The organism is Arthrobacter sp. Hb9-2 (assembly GCF_059091165.1).
This window is the reverse complement of record NZ_JBNHGJ010000001.1, coordinates 16,063-42,638: the sequence shown is the minus strand read 5'-3', so window position 1 is coordinate 42,638 and position 26,576 is coordinate 16,063. Positions and strand designations below refer to the sequence as shown.

Annotated in this window: 29 protein-coding genes and 1 riboswitch; of the genes, 10 read left to right on the top strand and 19 right to left on the bottom strand. The window is 64.4% G+C overall.

Going from position 1 to position 26,576, the window contains the following annotated elements; all coding sequences use genetic code 11:
* Window positions 1–19: 19 nt before the first annotated feature.
* The 4 genes from AC5RV1_RS00200 to AC5RV1_RS00185 all read right to left on the bottom strand — a co-directional run bounded on the left by AC5RV1_RS00200 (window position 20) and on the right by AC5RV1_RS00185 (window position 2,490).
* Entirely contained in the window at window positions 20–463 is a 444-nt protein-coding gene (locus AC5RV1_RS00200; RefSeq protein ID WP_493948860.1) for a DUF1810 domain-containing protein, read from the bottom strand.
* A complete protein-coding gene (locus AC5RV1_RS00195) occupies window positions 447–1,013 on the bottom strand; it encodes a DNA alkylation repair protein (RefSeq protein ID WP_493993084.1) in 567 nt (188 codons plus the stop codon). Before AC5RV1_RS00195 ends, AC5RV1_RS00200 begins: the two co-directional genes overlap by 17 nt.
* Complete coding sequence (locus AC5RV1_RS00190) at window positions 1,010–1,369, bottom strand: TraR/DksA family transcriptional regulator (RefSeq protein WP_493993083.1); 360 nt, start codon at window positions 1,367–1,369, stop codon at window positions 1,010–1,012. Before AC5RV1_RS00190 ends, AC5RV1_RS00195 begins: the two co-directional genes overlap by 4 nt.
* Before the next feature lie 146 nt (window positions 1,370–1,515).
* The gene (locus AC5RV1_RS00185) at window positions 1,516–2,490 is read right to left on the bottom strand and encodes a dienelactone hydrolase family protein (protein WP_493948863.1); all 975 of its coding nucleotides are present in this window, start codon (window positions 2,488–2,490) and stop codon (window positions 1,516–1,518) included.
* 304 nt (window positions 2,491–2,794) lie between these two features.
* A riboswitch (cyclic di-AMP (ydaO/yuaA leader) is annotated at window positions 2,795–2,958 on the top strand.
* 3 nt (window positions 2,959–2,961) lie between these two features.
* Between AC5RV1_RS00185 and AC5RV1_RS00180 the strand changes: the two genes are divergently transcribed.
* Window positions 2,962–3,834, top strand: a complete 873-nt coding sequence (locus tag AC5RV1_RS00180; RefSeq protein WP_493993082.1) for a LysM peptidoglycan-binding domain-containing protein — start codon at window positions 2,962–2,964, stop codon at window positions 3,832–3,834.
* A 170-nt stretch (window positions 3,835–4,004) separates the two neighbouring features.
* Here AC5RV1_RS00180 and AC5RV1_RS00175 read toward each other — a convergent pair whose 3' ends face one another.
* From AC5RV1_RS00175 to AC5RV1_RS00150, 6 genes are all read right to left on the bottom strand, one after another.
* Window positions 4,005–5,480, bottom strand: coding sequence for a protein adenylyltransferase SelO (locus AC5RV1_RS00175; protein ID WP_493993081.1), 1,476 nt, complete (start codon window positions 5,478–5,480; stop codon window positions 4,005–4,007).
* Window positions 5,481–5,483: 3 nt separating this feature from the next.
* Window positions 5,484–6,941: an APC family permease gene (locus AC5RV1_RS00170; RefSeq protein ID WP_493993080.1), complete on the bottom strand. Its 1,458-nt coding sequence runs from the start codon at window positions 6,939–6,941 to the stop codon at window positions 5,484–5,486.
* Window positions 6,942–7,007: 66 nt separating this feature from the next.
* Entirely contained in the window at window positions 7,008–7,952 is a 945-nt protein-coding gene (locus AC5RV1_RS00165) for a ribonuclease Z (RefSeq protein WP_493993079.1), read from the bottom strand.
* A gap of 70 nt (window positions 7,953–8,022) precedes the next feature.
* Window positions 8,023–8,211: a hypothetical protein gene (locus AC5RV1_RS00160; RefSeq protein WP_493993078.1), complete on the bottom strand. Its 189-nt coding sequence runs from the start codon at window positions 8,209–8,211 to the stop codon at window positions 8,023–8,025.
* A gap of 122 nt (window positions 8,212–8,333) precedes the next feature.
* Window positions 8,334–8,762 (bottom strand): hypothetical protein, encoded by a 429-nt coding sequence (locus AC5RV1_RS00155; RefSeq protein WP_493993077.1) that lies wholly within the window; start codon window positions 8,760–8,762, stop codon window positions 8,334–8,336.
* A 78-nt stretch (window positions 8,763–8,840) separates the two neighbouring features.
* Window positions 8,841–9,053 carry a hypothetical protein gene (locus AC5RV1_RS00150; RefSeq protein WP_430225519.1) on the bottom strand — a complete coding sequence of 71 codons (213 nt, stop codon included), beginning with the start codon at window positions 9,051–9,053 and terminating at the stop codon, window positions 8,841–8,843.
* Window positions 9,054–9,533: 480 nt separating this feature from the next.
* Here AC5RV1_RS00150 and AC5RV1_RS00145 point away from each other — a divergent pair, with 480 nt between their 5' ends.
* The 4 genes from AC5RV1_RS00145 to AC5RV1_RS00130 all read left to right on the top strand — a co-directional run bounded on the left by AC5RV1_RS00145 (window position 9,534) and on the right by AC5RV1_RS00130 (window position 13,259).
* Complete coding sequence (locus AC5RV1_RS00145) at window positions 9,534–11,048, top strand: DUF4389 domain-containing protein (RefSeq protein ID WP_493993076.1); 1,515 nt, start codon at window positions 9,534–9,536, stop codon at window positions 11,046–11,048.
* Between the two features lie 90 nt (window positions 11,049–11,138).
* Window positions 11,139–11,897 (top strand): SDR family NAD(P)-dependent oxidoreductase, encoded by a 759-nt coding sequence (locus AC5RV1_RS00140; RefSeq protein ID WP_493993075.1) that lies wholly within the window; start codon window positions 11,139–11,141, stop codon window positions 11,895–11,897.
* 236 nt (window positions 11,898–12,133) lie between these two features.
* Window positions 12,134–12,331: a hypothetical protein gene (locus tag AC5RV1_RS00135; RefSeq protein WP_493993074.1), complete on the top strand. Its 198-nt coding sequence runs from the start codon at window positions 12,134–12,136 to the stop codon at window positions 12,329–12,331.
* A 55-nt stretch (window positions 12,332–12,386) separates the two neighbouring features.
* The gene (locus AC5RV1_RS00130; RefSeq protein WP_493993073.1) at window positions 12,387–13,259 is read left to right on the top strand and encodes an HNH endonuclease; all 873 of its coding nucleotides are present in this window, start codon (window positions 12,387–12,389) and stop codon (window positions 13,257–13,259) included.
* A gap of 35 nt (window positions 13,260–13,294) precedes the next feature.
* Here the strand turns inward: AC5RV1_RS00130 and AC5RV1_RS00125 are convergent, their stop codons facing one another.
* Window positions 13,295–13,567 (bottom strand): hypothetical protein, encoded by a 273-nt coding sequence (locus AC5RV1_RS00125; protein WP_163164015.1) that lies wholly within the window; start codon window positions 13,565–13,567, stop codon window positions 13,295–13,297.
* 241 nt (window positions 13,568–13,808) lie between these two features.
* Here AC5RV1_RS00125 and AC5RV1_RS00120 point away from each other — a divergent pair, with 241 nt between their 5' ends.
* Window positions 13,809–14,285: a DUF2087 domain-containing protein gene (locus AC5RV1_RS00120; RefSeq protein WP_493948873.1), complete on the top strand. Its 477-nt coding sequence runs from the start codon at window positions 13,809–13,811 to the stop codon at window positions 14,283–14,285.
* Window positions 14,286–14,388: 103 nt separating this feature from the next.
* Complete coding sequence (locus tag AC5RV1_RS00115; RefSeq protein WP_493993072.1) at window positions 14,389–14,556, top strand: nuclear transport factor 2 family protein; 168 nt, start codon at window positions 14,389–14,391, stop codon at window positions 14,554–14,556.
* Window positions 14,557–15,275: 719 nt separating this feature from the next.
* Here AC5RV1_RS00115 and AC5RV1_RS00110 read toward each other — a convergent pair.
* From AC5RV1_RS00110 to AC5RV1_RS00075, 8 genes are all read right to left on the bottom strand, one after another.
* Window positions 15,276–16,124, bottom strand: coding sequence for a sugar phosphate isomerase/epimerase family protein (locus AC5RV1_RS00110; protein ID WP_493993071.1), 849 nt, complete (start codon window positions 16,122–16,124; stop codon window positions 15,276–15,278).
* Between the two features lie 51 nt (window positions 16,125–16,175).
* A complete protein-coding gene (locus AC5RV1_RS00105; RefSeq protein ID WP_493993070.1) occupies window positions 16,176–17,399 on the bottom strand; it encodes a substrate-binding domain-containing protein in 1,224 nt (407 codons plus the stop codon).
* Window positions 17,399–18,511 carry an ABC transporter permease gene (locus AC5RV1_RS00100; RefSeq protein WP_493993069.1) on the bottom strand — a complete coding sequence of 371 codons (1,113 nt, stop codon included), beginning with the start codon at window positions 18,509–18,511 and terminating at the stop codon, window positions 17,399–17,401. Before AC5RV1_RS00100 ends, AC5RV1_RS00105 begins: the two co-directional genes overlap by 1 nt.
* Complete coding sequence (locus tag AC5RV1_RS00095; protein ID WP_493993068.1) at window positions 18,508–19,545, bottom strand: ABC transporter permease; 1,038 nt, start codon at window positions 19,543–19,545, stop codon at window positions 18,508–18,510. Before AC5RV1_RS00095 ends, AC5RV1_RS00100 begins: the two co-directional genes overlap by 4 nt.
* A complete protein-coding gene (locus AC5RV1_RS00090; RefSeq protein ID WP_493948879.1) occupies window positions 19,542–21,119 on the bottom strand; it encodes a sugar ABC transporter ATP-binding protein in 1,578 nt (525 codons plus the stop codon). Before AC5RV1_RS00090 ends, AC5RV1_RS00095 begins: the two co-directional genes overlap by 4 nt.
* A gap of 443 nt (window positions 21,120–21,562) precedes the next feature.
* Window positions 21,563–21,922, bottom strand: a complete 360-nt coding sequence (locus AC5RV1_RS00085; protein WP_493948880.1) for a hypothetical protein — start codon at window positions 21,920–21,922, stop codon at window positions 21,563–21,565.
* Between the two features lie 51 nt (window positions 21,923–21,973).
* Window positions 21,974–22,822: a hypothetical protein gene (locus tag AC5RV1_RS00080; protein WP_493993067.1), complete on the bottom strand. Its 849-nt coding sequence runs from the start codon at window positions 22,820–22,822 to the stop codon at window positions 21,974–21,976.
* Entirely contained in the window at window positions 22,803–24,548 is a 1,746-nt protein-coding gene (locus AC5RV1_RS00075; RefSeq protein WP_493993066.1) for an NAD(P)/FAD-dependent oxidoreductase, read from the bottom strand. The genes AC5RV1_RS00080 and AC5RV1_RS00075 overlap by 20 nt, the downstream gene beginning before the upstream one ends.
* Before the next feature lie 203 nt (window positions 24,549–24,751).
* Here AC5RV1_RS00075 and AC5RV1_RS00070 point away from each other — a divergent pair, with 203 nt between their 5' ends.
* The 3 genes from AC5RV1_RS00070 to AC5RV1_RS00060 all read left to right on the top strand — a co-directional run bounded on the left by AC5RV1_RS00070 (window position 24,752) and on the right by AC5RV1_RS00060 (window position 26,422).
* A complete protein-coding gene (locus tag AC5RV1_RS00070; protein WP_493948883.1) occupies window positions 24,752–25,114 on the top strand; it encodes a UBP-type zinc finger domain-containing protein in 363 nt (120 codons plus the stop codon).
* Between the two features lie 142 nt (window positions 25,115–25,256).
* The gene (locus tag AC5RV1_RS00065; RefSeq protein WP_493993065.1) at window positions 25,257–25,886 is read left to right on the top strand and encodes a cytochrome P450 family protein; all 630 of its coding nucleotides are present in this window, start codon (window positions 25,257–25,259) and stop codon (window positions 25,884–25,886) included.
* A gap of 2 nt (window positions 25,887–25,888) precedes the next feature.
* The gene (locus tag AC5RV1_RS00060) at window positions 25,889–26,422 is read left to right on the top strand and encodes a cytochrome P450 (RefSeq protein ID WP_493993064.1); all 534 of its coding nucleotides are present in this window, start codon (window positions 25,889–25,891) and stop codon (window positions 26,420–26,422) included.
* Window positions 26,423–26,576: the final 154 nt, after the last annotated feature.

Genomic DNA, 26,576 nt, shown 5'->3' with positions numbered 1-26,576 from the left:
AGGGCGCCGCTGTTGGCCCTTAATGTTCGCCCTTGCCCGCCAGCAGCTCGTCGGTAGCGCCATCGGGCTGCCCATCGAAGAACTGGGCCAGGACTGTTTTGAAGACGGTTTCCCCGGGAGCTGCGCGGAGGAACAGCGTCATGGACGACTGCAGCTTCCGCGCGTCGATGCCGCCCAGGATGTCCTCCGCCGGGCGGCCTTTGTGGTTGGTGACCGCAAGGGCGCAGTCGAGAAGCCGGGGGCCCAGCACGGGATGGTCCAGGTACTCCCGGGCTTCGGCAAGGGAGCTGATGGCGTACCGCTGCGACATTTCACTCTGGCCCAGGCCGGCGATCTGCGGAAAGATAAACCACATCCAGTGGCCGGATTTCCTGCCCAGCTGCAGTTCGGCCAGGGCCTGGTCATAGGTCCCGCCGCCATCCTGCGCGGCAACAAATCGGTCCAGGTTATAGGGATCGTTCATGGGTGTCTCCTTGTGATGGGGCTTCGTGGGCAGGTTGCTGTGCGAGGTAGGCGGCGGCGCTGCGCAGCCGGCTGTCAGAGTCCGTCCGCCATCGGGCGAGGACAACATGTGTGCGTTGCCGGTCGCGCCCGCCGAGCCGCGCCAGGAAGGGCGCCACGACGTCGGCCAGCAGGGGTTCGGTCAGTTCGCTCGTGCCGGCAGAGCGCAGGAAGCCCTCAATCCGCGTCAGGTCCGAATGGCGCAGGAGTGACTCCCTGGATTGGAGCAGCACAACGGCGGCGAGCCGGCGCTCGAAGACTGCCCTGGAGCCGGGCTTGGGCTGACCCCACAGGGCGGATGCCAGCTGTACCACGGCGTCGTGATCGAAGTCCTTGTACTTTCGCAGGGCGTCGCGGATGGTCCCCCGGACAGCACCCACAGAGGAGCCGTAGGAGGCCAGCTGCCCGCCGAGCCGGCCCTCGACGTCGTCCGCACGGTACCAGGCACCCTCGTTCTGCAGCGTGCGGTCAATGAAGGCGGCAACAACAGTCACGTCCACGCCGCTGCTCATTGACTGCGGCCTGCCGATGCGTGCCGGATGCAGAACGGGGTCCACGGCCGTGCCTCCAGCCTGCCTTCGGCGATGGCGTCCCCGCAGACCGCGCAGGTCCCATAGGTGCCGGCGGCGATCCTGGCCAGGGCCGCCTCCACCTCGCCGAGCCCAATGCTGCTCTGCTTCAGCAGGGCGGACGCCTGGGACAGTTCGAAGGCGATGGTGGAGCCCTCCGGATCATGCTCGTCGTCCACGTTGGAGTCCTGGCGTGCTGAATTTGCGGAGGCGATGTCCGCGCGGAGGGCCGGCAGGAGGGCCGCCTTCCGCTCCCGTTCCTCCTCGAGCAGGAGACGGAACCGTTCGTAGTCGGGCATGGGAAAAGCCTACGCGGGGTCAGGACCAGTTCCTCGCCACCGGTGGTTCCAGGCGGCGCACGGCGAGCCGTCTTTGACGGCCAGCATTTTTCGTTATGGAGCGGAGAAACATCCGCCTTCCGCACGCCAGGCGCGCATGCCGCGCCCTAGAGGTGCTCGCCGAACCACGCGAGGGTATCGTTCCACGCCGCCGTAGCCTGGGCTTCGTTGTAGCGGTCGCCGGTGTCGTTATGGAAGGCATGGTCAACGCCGGGGTAGACAGTGAGCTGATGGACAACATCAGTGGCTGCGAGCGCATCCTTGAGAGCAGGCATCGCGCCCGTGATGCGCTGGTCAAGTTCGGCATAAACGCCGAAAACGGCGGCCCTGATGTCCGGCACTTTGGCCAGGTCAGGGGCCGGCCCATAAAACGCCGAGGTGGCTTTTAACCCGTCCAGCTCGGTGGCCGCCTGCCATGTAATGCCGCCGCCGAAGCAGTAGCCGGTCATGGCGATACGGCCGCCGTCCACGAAGTCCTGGGCTTTGAGATACTCCAGTGCTGCTGCGAAGTCGGCAACGTGGCGCGGGGCGCCGGCTTGGGTGAGGGCACCGGGAACTGCGTCGCGGTCCATGTTTGCAGTCCCGCCCTCCCGGCTGAGCAGGTCAAGGGCAAGGGCCGCGTAGCCCGCTTTCGCGAAGCGGCGGGCCACATCTTCGATATGGGGTGTCAGGCCGCGGTTTTCATGGCAGATCAGCACGGCAGGGCTGCGCCCTTCCCGCTCCGGCCTGGCCTGGTAGGCGCTGATTGAGGTTCCGCCGGACGAAAACTGTACGGTCGCCGTCGTCATCCCTGGCGCACCCTCCGGAACGGAAAGCGGGCTCTTTGCCCCGGGCACAGCACCGGAACCGGCAGTGCCGGCGGCCGAAGATGTTGAAGGCTCCGGGGTGGGCATGGGGTCGGTGCTCCGCGGTACCTCACTGGGCGTACAGCCCACCAGCAGCATCGCCGCCGCTGCTGCTGCCATGCTGCCGGTGATGAAGGCAACCCGCCGGGTGAAGGTCCGCTGACTCAGCGCGCCGGCACGGTAGTCGTCAAAAAATTCCTCGATCAGGTATTTCTCATACTTGCCTAGCTGGGTCACTGTGCCTCCTCGCCGGTGCCGAACATCCTCCTCCGTCCGGTACCTCCGGGCAAGGTTCGCGGCCACTTTTCGAGATCCTTTATCAGTTTGTGACAAAGAACACGGCCAGATGTGCGGCGCGCCTATTTCGGGTGGTCAGCCGGATGCGGCAAATGAGTCTATTCGATTGCTAAATACGATAGGAACACCTCGTATGTTACCCAAATGTGACAATCGGTGCGGAATCAGGTTATGGTCTTCAGGTGTCCCTCTCAGACGGGACATTCCCGTCAGTATGCCGAGCCCTGCCACTGACCCGGGATTCAATCGTTTCCAGCTGGCAGGGACGGGGGAACCAAGTTTCCGCGGCCTCCTACGAGGCCTTGGGGTTAAGTCGATAGCGCCTCCGTTCCGTGCGGAGTCGCTGCCGGCCGGGTATCTCCAACCCGAACCCGACAGCTCACCCCGCAGGCATGGGAGAGGCGATCAACCGTGTCAAAAAATTCCACCACCGCCCGTCACCGCGCGACTCCGGCCCGCTCCATCGCGCTCGAGGGCTTGGCTGTCTCAGCCAAGTCGCTTGGCCGCCCGGCGCTCGCCGTAGCCGCAGCTTCCGGCATTGCCTTCGGTGTAGGCGCCCCGGCCCACGCAGGCGTTACCGGTCCGGACACCACTGAGACCACCAACACCCAGGCTTATGCAGCACCTGCTGCTGCAGTGGCTGCCCCCGCAGCCACAGCTGCAGCCAACGTGCACACCGTCGTCTCCGGCGACACCCTGGGCGCCATCTCGGCCGCCAACGGTGTAGCCCTGAATGACGTTCTGTCCGCCAACGGCCTGTCGATCGACACGATCATCTTCCCCGGCGACCAGATCCAGATCCCCGGTGCCGGTGCCGTTGCAGCTGCTCCAGCTCCCGCCAAGGCTGCTGCTCCGGCTCCCGTCAAGGCTGCTGTTGCTGCCGCTCCCGCTAACACCGGAATGAACCTGTCCTACGCTTCCACGACGCCTGCTCCGGCTCCGGCAGCACCCGCTCCGGCACCGGCAGCCGCCGGCACCGGCACCGGCGCAGCCATCCTGGCGGCCGCGTACGGCCAGCTGGGCGTCCAGCAGGACTGCACCGCCATGGTGGAGAAGGCTCTCCGCTCCGTGGGCAAGGGCGTTGGCGACCTCGCCCCGGGCCAGTTCTACCAGTACGGCTCCACTGTGGGCACCCCCGCTCCCGGTGACCTGGTGATCACCGCCGGCCACGTGGGCGTCTTCGCCGGCAACGGCCAGGTTGTCAGCGGCGGCGTGGACGGTTTCAAGACCGAGGTCCACTCCATCAGCTGGCTCAGCGGCGCTTCCTTCGTCCGCGTAGCGTAGTCACACCACCCGAACAGGGGCGGCAGACGGGATTGTTCCCGGCTGCCGCCCCTGTTTTGTTGTCCGGGCCTGTTGTTGCCAGGCCCTGTTTTGTTGTCCGGCCCTCCAGGCAGCCGGCCCCGCAGGTGCCTTGGCTGCTTAGACTGTGGCTGCTTCAGTGCCGTGCGTGCTCAGGTGCCGCAGAAGGTCTGGTAGCTGCCGAAGTCCTCCGGCGCTCCCTCGGTGTAGCGTTCGAGCCCCGGCCGCTCGTGGAAGGGGTCACGGACCACGTCGAGGAGTTGGTTGAAAGGACCAAGGTCACCCTCCGTTGCTGCGGCGAGCGCTTCCTCCACCAGGTGATTACGCGGTATGTAGGCGGGGTTGACCCGGTCCATCATGCCGGCGTCGGGTTGCAGGGCACGCCACCGCGCCGCCCACGCGTCGAAGGCAGCCAGGTCAAGGACCATTCCCCTGGCCGGGCGGTCATTTCCCCTTGCCGCGTGGGCCAGGTTCCGGAAAAAGGACGTGTAGTCGATTGGTCCGTCCCTCAAGAGTGCCACCAGCCCGTCCACCACCTCAGAGGCTTCTTCAGCCTCAGGCGTTCCCGCTGGGGCTTCCGCCACACCGAGTTTGGTTTTCATGCCGGAGAACCATGCGTCACTGTATTGGCGGCGGAACTTGCCGAGTGCCTCGACGGCAGGGGCCACGGCCTCTTCCTGGTCCTCGTTGAAGAGCGGCAGCATGGCCTCGGCGAGTCGGGCCAGGTTCCATTCGGCAATGACCGGCTGGTTGGCGTACGCATAACGCCCGCCGACGTCAATGGAGCTGTAGACCGCGGCAGGATTAAAGGCGTCCATGAAAGCGCAGGGCCCGTAGTCGATGGTTTCTCCGGAGATGGTCATGTTGTCCGTGTTCATCACGCCGTGGACGAATCCCACCAGCATCCACTGCGCCACCAGCGATGCCTGGGCGGCCACCACCCGTTCGAAGAGCTCGAGGTAGGGGTTTTCTGCTTTGGCGGCATCAGGGTAGTGCCGGCTGATGGCATGGTCGGCCAGGCGGCGCAGGAGGTCCAGGTTTTCGGTGGCCCTTGCGTACTGGAAGCTGCCCACGCGCAGGTGGCTGCTGGCTACCCTTGTCAGCACGGCCCCGGGAAGCATCGTGTCGCGGCGTACGGGGCGGCCGGTGCCCACCACAGCAAGGGAACGTGTTGAGGGGATGCCGAGTGCGTGCATCGCCTCACTGACGAGGTACTCCCGCAGCATTGGTCCGACGACGGCACGGCCGTCCCCGGCGCGGGCAAATGGTGTGCGGCCCGAACCTTTCAGGTGGACGTCCCGGAGCCTGCCCTCCGCGTCGGTCACCTCGCCGAGAAGAAGGGCACGCCCGTCGCCCAGGAGTGGCGAGTAGCCGCCGAACTGGTGGCCGGCATACGCCTGCGCAACCGGCGTCGATCCCTCCGGGACGTGATTGCCCAGGAGGAGACGTACGCCCTCGGCGGACCGGAGGTATTCCGGATCAAGCCCCAGCTCCCTTGCCAGCCCGTCGTTGAGGATGAGCAGCTTCGGCTCGGGGGCCTCCTCTGCCTGCCAGGGAACAGCCAGCTCGGCCAGTTCCCTGGCGAAGCGTCCGTCAAAGGTGACAGTCGATTCTGCAGCAGCTGTCATGTGTTAAGCCTTTCCTCTTGCTTTGTTCTCAGGTTGACCCTGGTTCGTTCTCCGGTTGATCAGCCACGTGACGAACCAGAGCACAACGCCGATGGCCATCAGGCCGCCGGCAATCTGGTACTGGATGGGATTCCTGCCCACCCAGGGCCCGGCCAGGAAAGCGCACAGCAGGGCGGCCACCACGGGCAGTTGCCCCGGGGAGGTGAAGAACACCTTGCGGTTGGGGTCCCGCTTGCGCCGCAGCACCACACACGCCACGTTCACTACCGTGAACACGCACAGCAGCAGGAAGGCCGTGGTGCCCGAGAGGTTGGCCACGATGTTGCTTTCCGGATCGCTGGTCACGTACAGGATGAGTCCCAGTGCCAGGACGGTTGAGAAGAGGATGCCTGCCCACGGCGTGCGGCGGACCAGCAGGACTTTCCCGAGGGCAGGTGGCAGGACGCGTTGGCGTGCCATGCCGTAAATGAGGCGGCTCGCCATCAGCATGTTGATCAGCGCCGTATTGGCTACGGCAAAGACCGCCAGGAACGGGAAGATTCTGTCGATCGGGAAATCGGGAGAACCTTTGTGGACTACTTCAAGGAGGGCCGCACCCTCGGCTTCCCGAATGTTTTCCAGCTCTGTGGGCGTCAGCACGCTGACCACGGAGACCGCGACCAGCATATACAGGAGCACGGCTATTCCCAGGCCGGTCAGCATGGTGCGGGGGAAGATCCTTTCCGGGTTCCTGGTTTCCTCCACCATGTTCACGGAGTCCTCAAAGCCCACCATGGCGAAGAACGCGATGGATGTGGCTGCTGTGACCGCGAGGAACATTCCCTTGTCCTGGTAGTCCTTGAAGACGAAGATCTCCCCGGGGTTCCCCGTCCCCTGGGACATTACAAAGAAGCCGACGCCGATCACGATGCAGAGCGCGATCATCTCCACCAGGGTTAGCACCACATTGAACTTCACGCTCTCCCCCACGCCGCGGAGGTTGATGGCGGCGAGGAGCAGCATAAAGCCCATTGCTACCGCGGTGATGACACCCTGCCCGGGAAGCCCCATCCAGCCGTTGATCTCGAACCCGCCGAACAGGTTCTGGGCCAGGACGTTCGCGGAGGTGGAGGCGCTGGTGATGCCTGAACAAACCACGGCGAAGGCCACCAGGAAGGTGACGAAGTGGATGCCGAACGCCTTGTGTGTATAAAGGGCGGCACCGGCGGCCTGCGGATACTGCGTGACCAGCTCCAGGTAGGAGAAGGCTGTCAGGGTGGCCACCACGAAGGCCAGCAGGAACGGCAGCCACACGATGCCGCCCACGGTTCCTGCCATGGTTCCCGTGACGGCATAGACGCCTGCACCCAGGATGTCGCCCACGATGAAGAGCAGGAGGAGCTTGGGGCCAAGGACCCGTTTAAGTTCGGGTTCCCTTCCTTCAGGAGTAGCGTCGAAGACTTCTTCGGAAGTTTTGCTCATTGTCGACCTCCACAACACGGTGGGCGGGTGGGCCCGGGGTGCATACCGGATAATTCACTCTCTACCTCATGGTTGGGTTTGGCAATCATCCGCCCTGCCCCCGCTCGTCAGAATGGGGTCCTGGTGCCACCGCCGCCGTTTCGGGAAGGCAATCCTTTGCAGGTCGTGTGCCGTGATGACCGTTGCCCGGGCGGCGCGGGCCCGGGCCTGCGCACCCAAGCCGCTGACGTCGTCGTACCTTGCCGAAAAGTGCGTCAGCACAAGGGTGTTTACATCGCCGCCGGCGGCCAACGCTCCAGCCTGCCCGGCTGTGAGGTGGCGGTACTGGGTGGCGAGCGGGGCGTCGTCGTCGCTGAAGGTGGACTCCGCGACAAGGAGGTCGACGCCGTCCGCCAGGTCCTCCGCGCCCGCACAGGGAGCGGTATCCATAACGAAGGCGAAGCGCTGGCCCGGCCGGGGAACGCTGACGTCGTTGATGTGGACGCCGGCCAGGGTGGCCTCGCGCTGGAGGCGTCCGACGTCGGCCCCTGTGATCCCCGCTGCGGCAAGGCGGTCGGGCAGCAGGGTGCGGCCATCCGGTTCGACCAGCCGGTAGCCGTAAGTCTCGATGCGGTGCTTCAGCGGCCGGACCTCCAGGCCTTCCGCCACAGTCCCGCTCACGCCGTGCGGATGAAGCCGCAGGTCTATCCCGGCCGAGCTGATGGACACCAGGGCGCGGACCACCTCGGCGCCGGACGCCGGGTAGTGCAGGTGGACGGGGTGGGCCACTCCGTCCAGCGCCATGCGCGACAGCACGCCGGGCAGGCCAAAACAGTGGTCTCCGTGGACGTGGGTGAGGCAGATGCGCGTGATCTGGGTTGCGGAGACGCCTGCAAGGATCATCTGCCGCTGGGTTCCCTCACCCGGGTCGAAGAGCAGCCCCTGGCCGTCCCAGCGAAGCAGGTAGCCGTTGTGGTTGCGGGTCCGGGTGGGAACCTGCGAGGCGGTGCCCAGGACGACGAGTTCGCGCATGGTTTTTAGTGGGACCAAAAAGCAGGTTCCGGAATGATCCGGGACCTGCTTCGTGGTTCAGTGTGACGGGTCAGCGCCGCTTGAGCATGCCCATGATTTTGCTGGCCATGCCGCCGGTGCCCGGCCGGCCGCCCATGCCGCCTGTGGTGTGGGGCGTCCGCCCTGTGGCGTTCATTCCGGTGCCGCGGACTGTTCCGCCGGTGCCGGACCTGCCTGCGAATCGTCCAGCGGCATTCTTGATCATGCTTCCCAAGTTCATGTGAAACTCCTTCAGTCTTGATCCTGCCAACCGATATTCATCAGCCTGCTTATCATTTTAGCGTAGTTTCGATGTACGGCTAGGGCAGAAGCCCTGCCATCTTCCTCCGTTGGCGTTGGGTGCTAGCGCTCCATGTCATCCGGGTCGAATTCACTGAGGGGCGAGCCGCCGAAGTTTTCCTGGTCGTCACTGGCGTCCGCTTCCAGGCCGGTGGGGTCTTCGCCGAAGTCGACATCGGCAACTGCCTCGCCCAAGGTCGGCGTGCTTGCCGGGAGTTCGTCCCCGGCGCCATCTCGGGTCGCCTTCATGTCGTCGCGCAGTGTCTGGTCGCTGAGGAAATCCTCCTCCTCGCCGGAGACTTCGTCCTGCAGCAGCGGATCCTCCTGCCAGCGGTCAGGGTTGTTCTCCGCGGCGCCGGGGTAGCTGTCAGGCCGGCCGCCCACAACGGGATCCAACTCAAAGGAAGAAGCCGCGCCGGGGGTCTCGTCAAGGAGCACATCGTTCTCCTCGACGATCTCAAGTTCGTCGTCAGGCAGGTTCTGTTCCGTCATGGTGATGCCTTTCTCTTCAGCGGCTTTGCGGATAATAGTAAGCATACTGACGAAAGGGGCGACGTGTGAACTCCCGCATCATTGCAGGAGCCACGATCCGTCCTGCGGCGGCTTGGGCTTATGGCGCAGTTTGCGGATCAGGACAAGGAAGGGCCAGGCCAGGAGTTGCAGCAGGCCGGCCGTGAGCAACAAACCGACTACAAGAACAAGCACAGGCGAGTACAGCAGGAAAACACCAACTCCGGCTGCAATGTAACCGGCAATCAGCGCTAGAACGGCCCCAGGGTCCACGGGGACTCCTCTTTGGTTTTGTTAAGTCATGGGTCTGTGATGAGTGCTGCGCGGCAGGCCGGAGCACGGCGGTTGAAGGAGACTTTGCCCGTTACATGCGGCCCGCAGCCCCAAAGGGCCCCGAACCGCGGAAAACCGGCAATCAGAGGGGTTCGAGCAACCACTAAGCATCACTTCCGGAACGCTGGGGATATCCACACCCAGTCTTCAATGGTGGCCGCACACTTCCTAACGGTGACCCCAGCGTACTCTCCTCCCAGCAGGCGTGGAAGTAGCGGCGCAGGGCGGGTCAGCAGGGCTGCTCAACCCCTCCGGGCCACCCTGAAACCGGCTCAAATTAGGTATCGACAAGCCGCCCCATCCGGAGCACACTGTCCCTACGCTGGGCGGCCTCCCCGCGGACTCCGGGCAGTTCGCGGGTATCAAAGTAAACAGGCGCCGTTGAGACTGGACGGCCCCGCAGAGAGGCGGGACAGCATCGTGAAAAAGACCGCTGCAGTGATAATGCTCATCCTGGGGATCCTCATTTCGCTCTTTGGCTTGACGGTACTGGCGGGAGGAGCCGTGGCGTCCGTGGTGGGCTCTGCCCAAGGCGACGGATTCCTGACGTCAGGCACCGCCCGCCTTTCCGTTGGCTCGCATGCTCTGACGACGCCCCGGCTTGACGCCGTCGGCGAGGGCATTCCGCCACGCCTGCCCTTCGACGTCGGTACGCTCAGGCTGCGGGCCTCCTCCGCGGAGGCCGGCAAGGAGATCTTCATCGGCATCGCTTCCCAGGCCGACGTCGAGCGGTACCTTGCGGGCGTGCATCACTCGGAGCTGCTTGAGGTGGACGGCCGGCCCTTCCGGGCGGAGTACCGTGACATTCCGGGTACCACTGCACCGTCACCGCCGGGAGATCAAACGTTCTGGACCGCATCCGCGTCGGGTGCCGGAGAGCAGGAGCTTACCTGGGATCTTGCCGCCGGCAGCTGGGCAATTGTCATCATGAACGCCGATGCCAGCCTCGGCGTCGACTCGGAGGTGCAGGCCGGGTTCCGGTCCGAGCTGATTTGGCCGGCAGCCACGGGCCTGCTCGTGGGCGGAGCCGTTGCACTGGTGATCGGGATTCCTTTGCTCATTCTGGGAGCCGCCGGACTCGGACGGCATGCGGGACCGCCCTCCGGTGGACCGGGCGGGGCACTGCCCGGCACCACGGTGGGAGTTCCGGCAACGCCGGGAGCAGCTCAGCCGGCCCTCCCCCGCCCGGCGGAGCCAGCGGACCGGACACCCTACCCGGCACGGCTCATCGGCGAACTTGACCCCGCCCTGTCGCGCTGGATGTGGCTGGTGAAATGGTTCCTGGCCGTTCCGCATTTCATCGTGCTGGTCTTCCTTTGGTTCGCGTTCCTCGTGACCACGATCTTTGCAGGGTTCGCCATCCTGTTTACCGGCCGCTACCCGCGGCGGCTGTTCAATTTCAATGTGGGGGTTCTGCGGTGGAACTGGAGGGTCGCCTTCTACGCCTACGCCGCTGCAGGCACGGACCTCTACCCGCCCTTCACCCTCGCCCGCACGAACTATCCTGCCGACTTCGAAGTGGACTACCCCGAACGGCTCTCCCGCGGGCTGGTCCTGGTCAAATGGTGGCTCCTTGCAATCCCGCATCTGCTCGTCGTCGCCGCGCTCGCCGGTACCACCTGGACGTGGCAAGCGGATACCGGTGACTTGGGGACTACTTACGAACGTGGAACAGGGCTTTCCGTGCTGGGGCTGCTTGTCCTAATTGCCGTGGTGGCCTTGCTCTTCACTGGCCGGTACCAGCGCCCGCTGTTCGACCTGATACTCGGGATCAACCGCTGGATTTACCGGGTCCTCGCCTACACTTCGCTGATGCGTGACGAGTACCCGCCGTTCCGACTCGATCAGGGCCCCATGGAGGTCCCGCGGCCGATCCTGGCCCCGCCACATGGTGGGACGACTCTCCCCGGGGGCGACGCGACGGCAGGGCAATAGGCTGGCTTCCAGCTCCAGGCTGTAGCGTGGATCACAGCCTCCAACCATCGGAATTGTCGCGAACGCCGCGGCGACTGAGAGGAAGTCAATATGGCACAGTTCACCGGCAAAGTCGCCATTGTCACCGGAGGCGGCTCCGGCATCGGCGAAGCAATCAGCAAGGAGTTGGCTGCCAAAGGAGCCAGCGTCGTCGTCACTGATATTAACCTTGAGGCGGCGCAGCGTGTTGGCCAGGAAATATCCGACGGCGGCGGAACCGCCTCGGCGGTAAGGCAGGATACTGCCCGCAAGGAGGACGCCGAAATGGTGGTCCGCCACGCCGTGGATACATACGGGGCACTGCACTTGGCGGTGAACAACGCCGGCATTGGCGGGAAGCAGGCGCCGGCCGGTGAAACGGACCTCGACGAATGGGACAAGGTCATTGGCATCAACCTCAATGGCGTCCTGTACGGGATGCGGTACCAGATCCCCCGGATGCTTGAGGCCGGCGCAACGAGATGTTCGATTGTGAACATGGCCTCCATCCACGGCACAGTCGCTGCCCTCGGCAACGGCGCCTACACCGCTGCCAAACATGGCGTCGTGGGGATTACCAAGAATGCTGCGGCCGAGTACGGCCCGCAGGGACTACGGATCAACTCCGTCGGCCCTGGCTACATCCGGACACCGCTCGTCGAAAGCAGTCTCAGTCCTGAGGTCCTGCAGGTCCTTGAGGGCAAACACGCCCTCAACCGCCTAGGTACCGCGGAGGAAGTCTCCCACCTCGTTTGCTTCCTGTTGTCAGAAGAGGCTTCCTTCATGACAGGCGGCTACTACCTGGTCGACGGAGGTTACACCGCCGTCTGACGGTTATGCCTACTCCCGGTGGCGTCAGTCGGTGGCCGCGACACAGAAGTGGAAAGGCTTTTCGCCATGCTCTTGATGGGCTCGCCGCCACATAGGCTGGTGGAGTGACTCCTGCTCCGTCCCCCACTCCGCTCGCGGGACGCCCCGGCGCTACAGCAGTTTGCCTTCGTGGACTCCCCTGCCGACATGGGCGACAATGAAACGACGGATGAGGACAAGATTAAGGTGGTTGGAGAATGAGCGCAGCGTCATCTGAACACCGCTTCGTCCCTACTCCCCGTAGCAGCTCCCCTGCCAAACCGGCCCAACACAAGACTTCCCCGGCTGAGCATCGCGTCCAAGTAGCAGCCGCAAGGCTGCGCGTCACGCTTGATCAGCGCCTGGGACGCGAAACACCGGCCAAGACCAAAGCGCTGGCCAAGGAAGCTATCTAGGTCCCGCCGTTCAAGCTATGGGACGCGATCCGGCGTGGACTGGAGCAGGTGAGTGGTGGTTGCAGTAATTCTGGGATGGAACCCCAACCGGTGGAACGGCTGGGACTACCGCGCCGCCGTCGAGCAGGTTGCGGAGTCCGGCCGGTTCCTGCAGCGCTGGAGCGCCGGCGACAACCGGAACATCCTGGCGGGAACCGAGGTTTGGCTCTTGCTGCAGGGAGGCACTGACGCGTGCGCCGGCCTGATCGGCCATGGCGTGGTGCTCTCCGAGCCCTCAGAGGCCGTCCATTCCGGGGATGCTGATGCACCTGGCTGCTATGTCAGCGTCGCTTTCGACGCCCTTCTCCCCCTTGGCGAGCAAATACGTCCCGACGCCCTCAGCGCAGCCGTCCCTGCGATTCCCCGGGGTGACGCACAAGGTTGCTCAAGTCTGGCCGTTCCGCCTGAGGCGGAACATGATCTTCGCCAGCTTTGGCGGGACCACGGACCTTCGGCAGTGGAGCCTACGCAGCTGGTTTCGGGAACCTACCCGCCGCACGCTGTCAGCACTGTCGAGGTAAACCGCTACGAGCGAAACCCTGACGCTCGGCGCGTGTGCCTGGCCTTCCATGGAACGTCCTGCGCTGCGTGCGGTTTCTCATTCGAGGCCTCCTACGGCGCTATTGGCACGGGTTTCATTGACGTGCACCACGTCGTGCCGCCAGTAATGCTCGGGGACGGGTACCAACTGGACCCTGTTGCTGACCTCGTACCGTTATGCCCCAACTGCCACGCCATGGCACACCACGGCGTGGCCTCGCCGCGGACAGTCTCGGAACTCCGGAGCATCATTTCCGCCGCCGGCCATATGACGGGCGAGGTGGTCAGCGAGCTGGCCCTCCAAGCCCAGGAGGATGCGCGGCGCATCCTCGAAGGGCGCCAGGACTGAAATGCCGGCAGGAGCGAAAAGGACGGCGGCGCCAATTACTGTCCGGCTGGTGTGGTCCCGAACATCAGGGTCCGGCGCCGCACGTCGTAATACACCGTTGCCGAGCGCTTCAAGAGGTTTTGGAGAACCTCGGCGTCCTCCGCATCGAGCGTGAGCACTTCTTCCCACGCGCCCTGGTCAAGGACCAACTGGAGGGTCCAGGTGCCAGGTTTCGCTGCTTCTCCGGCCACCCAGCTGAACTGGTAATGGTTGACTTGGCGGACTTGGATGCTGTCATCGGTTATCGGTTGTTTTGGGTTGGGGCTCATCGTCGCCTCCTGGATTAGTGGTGGCTGGGCCTACTGCACCGCCAGAACCAATGTAGACCCGCTGCCCATCGTGATCCAGACCCTGCCGAAGGGCTGGAGGCGGGCCACCCGCCGTTCCGCAGGCACTGGCATCAGGACTACGATTTCAGCACCGTGATCGGTACAGGTGGGCGCAGATGCAGAGTGAGGAAATGCTGTGGCCGGAGGGACGAGGTTTAGCGGGCCCCATTGGCGGCGAGTGGTGGCTGCCCTCGCCAACAGCGACGCCCGAACGGCCTACGCACAAATTGTGCTCGGAGCAGAGCTTCCCGAGGTGCTTGCTGGCGCACAGGATCAGCGGCGAAACCGGGCGCTGGATAGCCTGCTTGAGTCTGGCCTCGTCGAACGGAATGCCGCAGACGAACTGGTGGCACCTGAATCGATCTTCCGGGACCTTTTGGCTCAGCAACCGCGGCGCCAGCCGCAGAGCGGAGTGGACCGCTTTATGCGCCTGGGCAGGATCGAAAGGTATCCAGCCAACATGTCGGAGCGGCGCGAGCTGCTGGCTTGGATCATCAGCGAAGCCATCGAGCCCGGCGAGAACCTTACCGAAAAGCAGGTTAATGAACGGCTCCTCAGTTATACCGAGGACGTTGTGATGCTGCGCCGCTACATGGTGGACTTCGGACTGTTGGAGCGGACCGCCTCGGGCTCGTCCTACTCCCGTAAACTGCGTTAGCCGGACTCACTTCCAGTTTTGGTGGAGCGATTCGATCTGGCCAGGCCGTTGGAAATGGACTGATTTTCTGGCGTGGGTGAGGACTGCGCTGTATAACGCGGAATTGGCCATCCACAACGGCGATATGGCATACACCGCCGACCTCGAACACACCTCGACCTCAGTGGACGGTGAGCCGCGCAGCTACGTCCTGCGGGCCACGCAGATATACCGCCGCGAAGACGGCGACTGGAAAGTCGCACACCGCCACGGCGACACCGTTACTGGTTAAAGGCCGTGAACCATGCTTGTGGCGGTGCTGCCTGAGGGGGCCATCTGGAGCGGCAGACTTCTATACGGTTACGCAGCTGTTGTATTGAACGGCAAGGTTGCCCACCATTGAAGGGTGGGAATGAAGGACAGGCGCCACCTGGTTGCGCTTGCGCTGTGCCTGCCATTCCCTCTTGGCGGTATGACGGGATGCTCCTATGACTACCCTGAGCCCGAGACGGTGAACACCCCAACAGCCCCCGCGCCAGCAACAGCGTCGCTCCCGCCATACAAAAGCAGGCACGTCCTGGAGCAGGAGGCAAGGAACTACGCTCAGCTGGAGCGGCTCCTCAGGACATCACCGGGACCAGTCCTCCTTTCCGAAGTGGGGCCACTGGACGGACCCGACAGGGGCTTTGGCACATTCGAGAAGGTGTCCGCGGCCGGACAGTACACGGTCACCGCGGCCTGTGTTGGTGCAGCAGGCGCGAAGGTCTTCGTTGGACAGGAGCATCCCGGGGCACCCTTTCGGCCGGTGGAGCTCGAGCTGGATTGCGCCGGGGCCACATCACAGGTCATAGCACTTCAACAGGGGTACGTTTTCGCGCACTTGTTCCTGCCCAGCCCGGGCGATACGCCGTGGACGGGGGCGGTTGGCGGTGTGCGTGTAAGCGGGACCGGGTGACCTTCAGTAGGTAACCAGGCCGATCCTGCCGCTGCCACAGCCCCAGGCGCTTTCGACTACAGGCCGCGCAGGAAAGCCAAGCCTCTTGCGGCCAACTCGTCCTGGCTCGGGGCCAGCGGCCGCCAGATGGAGGCAGCAACGGCAATCGCGGCATTATCGGCAGTGAAACTTTCAATGTTCAACGGTCCGCTGTAGCCCACCTCGTCCAAGGCCTGCAGGAAGCCTTCCCAGTCGGTCTGGTCCCCGCCGGGAGCGCCCCGGTCGTTCCCGCACACCTGCACGTGCACCACGTGTTCGCCGGCCGCCCGGACTGCGGCCGCCAGCGAACGCTCCTCGATATGAAGGTGGTAGCTGTCCAGAGCAAGGCCCACACCGTTGCCAAGTAACGGCTCCAGGGCCTCGAGCGCCTGGTCCACCGTGTTGATCAGCGACGTTTCATACCGGTTCAGCGGCTCAATACCGAGCACTACGCCCGCTTCAAGGGCCCGGGCGGCTACCGGCTCCAGGTTCCGGCGCAGCTCGGCGTAGGCCTCCCGCCGCTGCCCCGCCGACATTTGCCAGACGCGGCCCGTCCGGGCGTAGAAGGGACCGCAAACAGTGGGCGAACCGATACTGCTGGCCATGGTGACGCAGGCCATGAGGTAGGCCTGGGTCCGTTCCACGGAGGCCGGGTCCGCGGCTACGAGGTCCCGGCCCGGCGCCATGGCACCAACAAGAAACGGTGAAAGCCCCGTGGACTCCAGCGATTCGCGCACCGCGGCGGCAGTGAAGTCGCCGGGGTTTTCCAGCGGGAGTTCGACGGCGTCAAACCCCAGCGCGGCGATCCTCGCCAGGTGCCCGCCCAGGTTGGCATCGGTCAGGGGAGACTCCCAGACCCATGTGCTGATCCCGATGGAACGCTTCACGCCGCTCCCTCCAACGCCACTCCCTTCCACGCTGCTCGCAGAGGGACAGCGTCAGGGTATCTGCCGCTGCTGCCAAACCTGCGGGTAGCCGGGGAGGTCTTCTCCGCCGAACTTGGCGTAGTGGCCGCCGGGCATCCCCTGGTTGCGCTGCAGCCAGTCGTCCAGCTCGTCCGCGAGGATGGGCTTCTGCGGGAGAATCCATTCTGCCGGGACTTGCTCACCCTTGAAGATCTTTTCCACGGCCAACAGCGGGGTCCGCCACTGGAAGTTGGAGTAGACAGGGGCCATGGCATCGATGCCGGTCTCCTTCCACTTGGTCAGGAAGCTCATCTCATCCTCGCCGGTCATCACCGGAAGGTCCTTGCCGGCATCCTCGAACGCCTCGAGGGCAGCCACGGCACCGTCGCCGGCGTCCATCCAGACGCCCCGGACGTCGCCGGTGGCCAGTTCGTCGGAGATGATTTTCTTGATCTCGGTGGGGTCCGCTCCCGTGAAGTAGTCCTTGGCCTCGATCCCCTTCTCCTCGAAGATCTTCTTCGCCGCCGCCCAGCGGTGTTCCAGCACGTCCACGCCGGGGAGGATGCGGAGGGCCACCACCTTGTCACCGGACTGCAGCTTGTCGGTCAGGAACGTGGCGGTGTCAATGCCCCAGGCAAAGCCGCCGATCGGGTGGATGAACGTGGTGGCGCAGTCCGTTTCCACCCCGCGGTCAAAGACAACCACCGGCTTGCCGGTCTCGCAGGCGCGTTCCACAGCCTGGGTCAGGGCCGCCGTCGAGTTGGGCGAGATGACGAACGCATCGCAGTTTCCCTCGTCGATGAAGTAGTCAATGTCCGCAATCTGCGTGTTGTCGTTGTCCTTGGCGTCCCGGGTTTCCATCTCGGAAATGGCCCCTGAGTCCTGCAGGACCTTGAGCTGCTGGTTCATGGTGATCCAGCCGGTCTGGCGCCACGGGTTCGAGATGGACGCGTTGGCGAAGCAGACCTTCTTTGCCCCCGTTGAGGCGAACTTCGCGGTGTCCGTCATGTCACCGGCAATGTACTGCAGGTAGGGCTGCTCCGCATTCCCTTCGAAGGTCGCTGAGCGTTGCTCAAACTGGTCATCGTACAGCTTCTGGTCAAACCAGTCCTGGCTCGCCGGAGTGGTTGCGGCGGGCGAGCCGGTACCAGGCGCCGTCGTTTCGGTAACTGACGGATCCGTGGTGGTACAGGCGGTCAGCACCACCAGCGGCAACGCCGCCCCAAGCGCGGCAGCGCGGATAGAGTGTTTGCGCATCAGACTCGATCTCCTCCTTGTTCGGTGCCCTCGCGGGGCATGGGTGCTGCGCTTAGCCGGTGCCGTTCGTCATGGGCAGCGGATGCGGCGCCCTTGCGTTTTCGCTGCCATGACTTGGACCCTGCTGCCACAGCGATGATGATGATGACCCCCTGGACCGTGTCCCGCCACGTGGCCTGGACGCCCATGAAGTTCAGGAGGGTGAACAGCGCCTCGAGGGCAAACGCGCCTGCTGCCGCAGACAGGACCCAGCCGCGTCCGCCTCCCAGCACCACGCCACCGAGGACGACGGCGGTGATCGCCGTGAACTCGTAACCGCGCCCCACCGAAGGATGGACTCCGGCATAGCCCACGAGCAGGATGCCTGCCACGGTGGCCGACAGTGACGAGATGATGAACGCCCGAGTCCGCACCCACCAGACGCGGGAACCGGACAGTTCAGCAGCCCTCGGGTTGTCGCCCACTGCGATGAGCATGCGGCCAAAGGGGCGGCGCATCAGGACCACGGCCAGGATGGCCACCGCCGTCAGGATGATCACAGGGTAGGGAATGATGTCCAGAACCGGGACATCCTGGATCCCGCCCCGCCCTATCTGGCGGAAGCTGTCCGCCGGGTTTCCCTGGGCCGCGCCGCCCGTCCAGTAGAGGACCAGCCCGAGCAGGGCCAGCATCATGCCCAGCGTCACAATGAAGCTGGGCACCTTCAGCAGCGTTGTGATCAGTCCGTTCACCAGTCCGATGAAGGCGCCGAGCACAAACATGAGGATCAGCACCGGGATCACCCTGGAATCGTCCTGCCGGATGAGGTTGCCGGCAACGATGACCTGCATGGTCACCACCGATCCCATGGACAAGTCGAATTCGCCGCCCACAATGACGAAGTACTGGCCGACGGCGGCGATGGCGATCGGAGCTGTCCTGCCAATAAACCGGATGAAGGAGCCCGGCTCCCCGAAGGAGGGGTTCAGGGCGATGATGGCCGCCAGGAGGCCGATCAACAGGATGAAAACGGCGCCGCCGGGGGTCCGCAAAGCCCGCAGGAGCCGCTGGGAACGGCTGGCGCGGTTTTGCCGGAGGACCGCGCTGCGCCCGGAGGGCAGTGCCGCACTCATGGCCCCTCCGCCAATGCAGCCTTTGCGGCAGGCGCTCCCGCAGAGCCCTTCGAACTGAAGCGCTCCGGCCTGTTGACGATTCTGCGGCGGGCGTACACCGCGACTGCGACGACGATCACCACGCCCCTGACTACGTCCTTGAGGAAGGGGTTGATCTGCATGACGGACATGATGTTGTCCAGCATGGCGAAGATGAGGACGCCGCCCAGGGTTCCGGTGATGGTCCCTTTGCCGCCGGCAAGCAGGGTGCCGCCGAGGACCACGGCGGCGATGGAGAGCAGGTCGTAGCCGCCCTGCGAGCCCACCGTCGGGCTGCCCACACCCAGCCGGCTGGCAAGGAGCAGCCCCGCCATTCCGGCCAGCACCGAACAGATCACATGGGCCGTGATGACAGGCAAGTCGATACGGATTCCAGAAGTCCGGGCCACGGAAATGTCACCGCCGACGGCGTAGAGGTGGTGGCCCATCCGGGTGCGGTGGAGCAGCAGCATGGCCAGGCCTGCGCAGGCCAGCATAATGATGGTCGAGATGGGAACTGGTCCCAGGCCGGTCGCCCCGATCAGCCGGAACGAGAGCGGGGTCTGCCCGAAGCTGCCCTTGAAGTTGGTGGCGAGATAGCCGCTGATGATCAGGCCCATGCCCAGCGTGGCGATGAACCCGTGCACGTTGAGGCGGGCCACGATCAGCCCGTTCGCCAGGCCGATGATGGCCGCGGCGCCCAGCGTGAGCAGGACCCCGGGCAGGACGTTACCCGGGTTGTTGGCCATCACCCCGGCGGCAATAAGGCTGGCCAGGCTGGCAACATAGGGGACAGAAAGGTCCAGGCTGCCGGCGAGGATGACCAGCGTCTGTCCGATCGCGATGAAACCGAGGACGCTGGTTCCGGTCAGGATGCTGGAGATATTGCCCTGACTGAAGAAATTCCGCCCGATCGTGCTGACGAGAACGGCACCAACGATCAGGGTCAGCAGCGCCACCAGGTAGACAATCTGAGTGGAGGACAGGCGGTCGATGAAGCTGCCCCGTTGTTTCATGTTCCTCCTCCAGGTGTGGTCCTGGCGCCCGTTCCCAGCTGCAGGACGGCTTCCTCCGACGTTCCGGCCGGAAGTTCGCCGGCCAGTCGCCCGTCACGCATGACCAGGATCCGGTCCGACATGCCGATGACCTCGGGCAATTCGCTGGAGACCATCAGGATGGCTTTGCCTTCGGCTGCCAGCTTGCGCATCAGCTGGTACACCGCCACTTTGGCTCCCACGTCAATGCCGCGGGTCGGTTCATCCAGCAGGACCAGGCGGGGGCGGATGGCCAGCCACTTGGCAAGGACCACTTTCTGCTGGTTCCCGCCGGAGAGGTACTGCACCTCCTGGTCCAGGTCCCGGGCCACGACTTCCAGGGAGGAAAACACACCGGGGATCTCGGTTCGGGCGGCGCCTGTGCGGCGCGGGAAAACGGACCTGATCACGGTCAGCGCGTTGTTCAGGATGGACTGGTTCAGGCTCAGGCCCTCAGCCTTGCGGTCTTCCGTGATGAGGGCCATCCGCGCCCGGACCCCCTCCCGCGGCGACTTCGGCAGGACTTCACGGCCTTCCACCTTCATGGTGCCCCGGGTAAAGGGGGCGGCGCCGAAAATGGCGTGCAGCAGCTCAGTCCGGCCGGAGCCCTGGAGGCCGGCCAGCCCCACAATCTCACCCGGCTGAACGCTGAAGCTGATCCCGTCCAGCTGGCCGTTTCCAGCCGCCTCCAGTTCGAGGATCGGACCTGCGGGGACATCGGCACCGCTGTCCGTCCGGGGCAGTTTGTCCGGGAAGAATGCTGAAATGGGCCGGCCCACCATCAGCCGGACCAGCCTTGTATCGTCGAGTTCCGAGGCGGGGCCGGTGCTGACCACGCGGCCGTCCTTCAGGACGGTGATGACATCGCACAGGTCAAAGAGCTCCCGAAGCCGGTGGGACACATAGAGGATCGCCGTTCCACGTTCCCGGAGGCGGGACACGATCTGGTAGAGGAGCTCAACTTCGGCGCCGGCCAGTGCGGCGGTGGGTTCGTCCATGGAAACGATCCGGGCGTCATAGCTGACAGCCTTCGCAATCTCCACTACCTGCTGCTCAGCCACCGTCAGGGTCCGCACCTGCGCGGTAGGCCGGATGGCAGTGATCCCGAGCGACTCAAGCAGCTCCGCCGTTTTCGCGTTCATCAGCGCCTTGTTCACCAGGACTCCGCGGCGCGGCTCCCGGCCCAGGTAGATGTTCTCGGCCACTGTCCGGTCGGGAAGGAGATTAAACTCCTGGAATACCGATGACAGCCCGGCTTCGTGGGCCTTCGTAGGGTGGCTGAAGTTGACTTCCTCGCCGTCCAAAAGCACTGTTCCCGCGTCCGGCTGGTAGACCCCCGCGAGCACTTTCATCAGGGTGGACTTCCCGGCGCCGTTTTCGCCCACGAGCCCGTGAACCTGGCTCCGGTGAAGGGTAAGGTGGGCGTCTTCCAGCACGGGAATGCCGAAGAAGCTTTTGGTCAGTCCACGGACTTCCAGGAGTGGCGGCGGGGCCGCGGAACCCTGAGTGAGCCCACCGGGGATTGACGCCGCGCCATTCCCTTGGTGGTTCTCCATCGATCCGCCCACGCCTAACTGTTACAGGGGCCATTCTGTTCCGTCAAGGAAAATGATTGCTTACTACTACGGGGTGAGATCCATCAGTTGTACAGAGGTCATGAACCGGTAACGGCGGTACTACTTCAATCACGTGTTAGTAACCCTTGGAAATCATGGCGGCCATCCACGCGGCCCGGTCCCTAAAATTAGCCATGGATCCGATTCCTGCGGTGATTGTCATTATCGGTGCCGCTCTCGCCTGGATTGGTTTGACGGCATTCGCCATCCTGAGGCTGCGCCGCCGCCGGAACGGGTCTTCACTGGTGGCCTCGGCTCCCCCTCCTGCCGAGGCCGGCAGTAACCGTCCGCACAGGGCATGGCGCCGTGTCCGGCCCTTAACAGGACAAAGAGCGAACCGACGCCGGCTGCGCCGCGGGAAGGTCCGCAGGTGATGGTTTCGGTCAGCTCCGGGTCAGATCAATAGACCTGCGGATAGCGACGATCCTGACGGCCACTCCTGTCAGGACAAGGCCGATTCCCAACGCCATGAGGATCCAGACAGGGACCGACGCGGAATCGATGTTCCGGTAGCATTCTGCCGCCAGTTCGGTAGTTCGCAGCTGCACGTCTGCCATTTCAGCTGCACGGCTTTGCGGGAGCAGCGGGCTGCCACACAGCGGCCCCACTGTCTTCAAGCCGATAACGACACTGAGGATCTGGACGGCGAATCCCACGGCGATCGTCAAAATCCAGCCACGGCGTTGACCAAGGTCCTGATGGATGGCCTTGGTCGTATTTCCCGGAGAATCTTGAACCGCCATGCTTAGAGCTTAGTGGGGACTGGAAGGCCGCTCACGTAATTTAGGCCCGCGCTACCGGCGAAAAGAAAGCGCGAGCGCCCATCCGCCGGCCACTCCGATGGCAAGGAGTACGGTTACGAAGCCGATCGCCGGTGCGCTCGCCCAGGCCAGGGCACCGCCATACCGCAGCAGGGCAAGCGCCTGCAGAATGACGAAGGCAACAGAGGTCAGGGCTACGGGGCGGACGGTGCGAAGGTCGGCGCTCATCTGGCCCTGCGCGGCCGCCCACCCAAGACCGACCAGCCATGCTCCGATCGCCCTGGCTGTGAGCTCGGACAGCGGCCACGGCCACCATGCCGCGGCGGGAATGGGTGCTGCCAGGAGCGCCACGCCATACAACAGCAGTATCGCGGCGATTCCCACCAGGAGCAGCCGCAGCGCAGGGGGCAGCACCGGCCATCCCGCTGCTAGGGACCTTGAGGCAGGACGCCGGGAGCGGATCTGTATCCAGCTGATGACCAGCATTGCCACCGGGACGATCGCATAGATCGCCAGCCATGCCCAGGCGGCTACTTGCGCAAGGGTGGCAGTGCCTGGCGACAGGTGGAAACGGTCGAGATGAAGCAGGGTGACTCCGAGGGTCAATGCCGTGAAGCCGAACACCGGCAAGACAGCCAGCCTCGCTGATTCCCAACTTGCTGAGCGGGCGCCGGCCACCTCCAGGCCGGCGGCCGACCAGTAGGCTGCGCCGAGGAAGACGGCGGTCATGGGCGGATTGACTGTCCACGCGAACCATTCCGCAGTCCGGAGGGGAAACACGAACAGCACCAGCCCGGCAAGGAACACGAGGAATGCAGCGAGGTAGAGCAGCCACCGCATCGGTGGAATCAAGGGCGTGGCATCAGGTGAAGCGGACGTCACCGGGCAGTTCCTCGGGTGCGGCTGCCTCTCCGGGGTTAGACGGCGGGACAGGCAAGGGGTTCTCGGCCAGGTAGCTGTGAAGCATCGAGACCACAGTGGCGCCGTCCCCCACTGCGGTAGCCACTCTTTTGATCGAACCGGCCCGCACGTCGCCGATCGCGAAAATGCCGGGCATGCTGGTTTCCAGCGCCAATGGCGGCCTGTCCGTCCTGGCGGACCCTGCGTCACTGACATCCCGGCTGGCTCCCGTGCGCAGAAAACCGGCCGGGTCACGCTCTACGGTCTCGGGCAACCAGGAAGTCCGCGGCACCGAACCGATCAGCACGAACAGGCCGCCCGCTTCGATCTCCTCATCCGGGGTTCCGTCGGCGGCGCCGGATGCGGACACCCTGACGGCGGCAAGGAATCCGTCCTGGTCGCGGGCCCCCACGATCATGGTGCTATAGCGGACCGCGATGTTCCGGGTGGCCTCGAGTTGGGAGATGAGGTACTCCGACATACTGACTGACAATGTGGGTCCACGCACCAGCAGCGTCACCTTTTTCGCGTACTTCGCGAGGTGCAGAACCGCCTGTCCGGCCGAATTGCCGCCACCCACCACGCAGACGTTTTTTCCGGCCATCGACGGCGCCTCGGAGACTGTGGCCCCGTAGAAGACGCCTCTGCCCACCAGATCCTCCAGCTGAGGAATGCCGAGGCGACGGTAGTCCACGCCGGTGGCCACTACAACTGCACGGCACCGTACCACAGTGCCATCGGAAATCGACACAGCGTACACCGCTCCATCCACACCGAGCCCTTGCACCTTCCGCAGAAACAGGAAGTCCGTGCCCAAAGTCCATGCCTGGTGAAACGACCGGTAGGCCAGATGGGCACCGCTCACACCACGGGAGAAGCCAGGGTAGTTGCGGATCAACGAGCTGGTGCCGGCCTGGCCTCCCACAGCTTCTCCCTCCACCACCATGGTGGACAGGCCCTCGGAGGAGGCATATACGGCGGTCGCGAGACCGGAGGGGCCGGCTCCCACAACCACCACATCGAAGATCTTGTCCGCCGGCGGCGGTCGCGTCACCCCCATTGCTTCGGCAATTTCTAAGTCACTGGGGTTCTCGAGGACAATGGGTGGAGCCGTGAACTCCAGCACCAGGACCGGCAGCACGGGGTCGCGCAGGTTCACGCTCTCGAGCGTCCGTTCCGCCAGTTCGGACCCGGCAGGGTAGAAACCCACCGGGATGTGGTTTCGGCTCAAGGAGTCGCGCAGCGTATGCGTTCTTTCGTCGCCTACCTCCCCGATCAGCCGGACCGCCTCGAACCCAAGCCCCTGGGCCAGGTGCCAGTCATCGAGGGCGTCGGTAATAGCCCCATGGAATTCCTCGTCGCGCGATCGTTCGGGACGGATGATCACCAATTCGGCGTAGCCCTGCCCGATCGCCCGGAATACAGTGGGGGCGCTGGCGAAATCGCCCCATGTCACTACAACGCCACGCTTGGCGGCCGGGTGAAAGCCATACGCACGCCGGAGGAAATCGAGCCCACCGCGGTCGGCCGGCCCGTAGCACCCGAGTATGAGGGCAACCGGGCGATTCCAGCGCCGGAGCCCCTCAAGCACCGCCCGCCCGTGGGCGTGGTCGGCGCAGGCCACCACCTCGTAGTCGGCACCGTAGCGACGACGTAACTCGTCTTCAAGAATGCGCCGAGAGGCTGAGTCTCCGGTAGCAATCAGCATGATCGGAACCGAGTGATCCATAGCCGCCGTCTCTCCGGTTCAATGGTTCGGTGGCGCTCACGATACTCGCGCCGGGACAGTGGGGACAAGGGGTGCCGCTGCCTCCGGGAAGGTCCTTAGCCACCGGGAACGGAGTAATATCAGCCCCGGTTGTCCCGTTGATTCTGGCATTTTCCCAAGGCACGGAGATTTTGGAGGACACGATGGAGAATCGTCCTATTCCGGGAATCAGCCTCGTCGCCATACCCAGTGGAACAGGGTGTCTGGAATGCCTCAGGGGTGACGGCCCGGGGTGGTGGCTACATCTCCGCCGCTGCGCCCAATGCGGCCACATCGGATGCTGCGATTCATCACCTTCGCAGCATGCCAGTGCCCACGCGCGCACCGTCGGTCACCCCGTCATGAGGTCCTTTGAACCTGGGGAGGACTGGTTCTACGACCACACCACGAAGAGATTCTTCCGCGGCCCGCGGCTTCCGGATCCTCAGTCGAGGCCACCGGAGCAGCCGGCACCTGCACCGGAAGACAAGGTACCGGCGGACTGGCAAGAACGCATACACCGGTAACGGCGAATACAGAACCAACCGCTTTACCGCCTGCTAATGACCCAGGAGCAGGCATTGGCTAAAATCAAGGCTCGACGCGCAGTCGACCCGGGCCCACCGTCCGTTCGGGCGATAGGGCTCCCGGCGAGCAGAGAGGCCAGCCGTGGACTTCATCCAGTCCGCTGAACATCAGCTCAACCCCTTTCCCCACTACGAACGAATGCGGGAAACTGCCCCTGTCCATTACGACGAACAATCGGGAAGTTGGCACGTCTTCCGGTACGACGACGTCCAGCGGGCACTGTCCGAATATGCAACATTCTCGTCGCGCATGGGCGGGGACGATGCATCGGGGACCGGCCAACTATTCGCAGCGAGCCTGATTGCCACCGATCCCCCAAGGCACCGGCAGCTACGATCCCTGGTGACCCAGGCGTTCACGCCCAAAGCCGTGGACGCGCTGGCTCCCCGTATCGCGGCGCTCACTGACGAACTTTTGGAGGGGATCGCGGCCCGCGGCAGCGCAGACCTGATTAAGGAATTGGCTTACCCGCTGCCGGTCATAGTGATCGCCGAACTTATGGGTATCCCCGCGGAGGACCGTGAGCGCTTCAAACAATGGTCCGACGTGATTGTCAGCCAGACGCGGACTGATTCGACCAGTGAGAACCACTCCGGCACAAACGTGGAGATGACGGAGTATTTCCTGGCCCTGATCGACCAACGCAGGCGCCGGCCAGGCCAGGACCTCATCAGCACCCTGCTGGCAGCGGAGATTGACGGCCAAAACTGACGGTGCCCGAACTGCTCGGTTTTTGCGCCCTGCTGCTCGTCGCCGGCAATGAGACCACCACCAATCTGATCGGCAACGCGGTTTTGTGCCTGGCTGAGTACCCCGGCACCATGAACCGCCTGCTGAGGGAACCCGCCCTGCTTCCCCAGGCCATCGAAGAAGTGCTGCGCTTTCGATCGCCGGTCCAGTCCATGTACCGGGTGACGGTCACGGAGACTGTCTTGGGAGACGAACTGATTCCGGCCGGCGCACCGATCGTGGCTTGGATCGGCTCCGCGAACCGCGACGAGCGGCAGTTCCAGCGGCCTGCCGAGTTCGACGTGGACCGCGGCCAGAACCGGCATCTGGCGTTCGGCCACGGCATTCACTTTTGCCTCGGCGCCCCGCTGGCCCGGCTCGAAGCCAGGATCGCGCTGGGTGCCCTACTGTCCCGTTTGCCCGGGCTTGCTCTGGATCAGGGAGCCCACCTGGAACGAATGGAAAGCACCATCATCTATGGGCTGAAGGCGCTCCCGGTAAGTTGGCAGAGGGCCTGACCGCCTACCTCAAGATCGACGCAAAAAATCCCAAAGGTGGAAAAACACCCTTCCATCTTGTTCTTCAGGCTTCATAGAGTGTCCCCACACGGCAGCAAAGCATCTACGTCGGGGGGACGTATGAACATGAGCAGTATTCCGCCCAAGGCAAAGG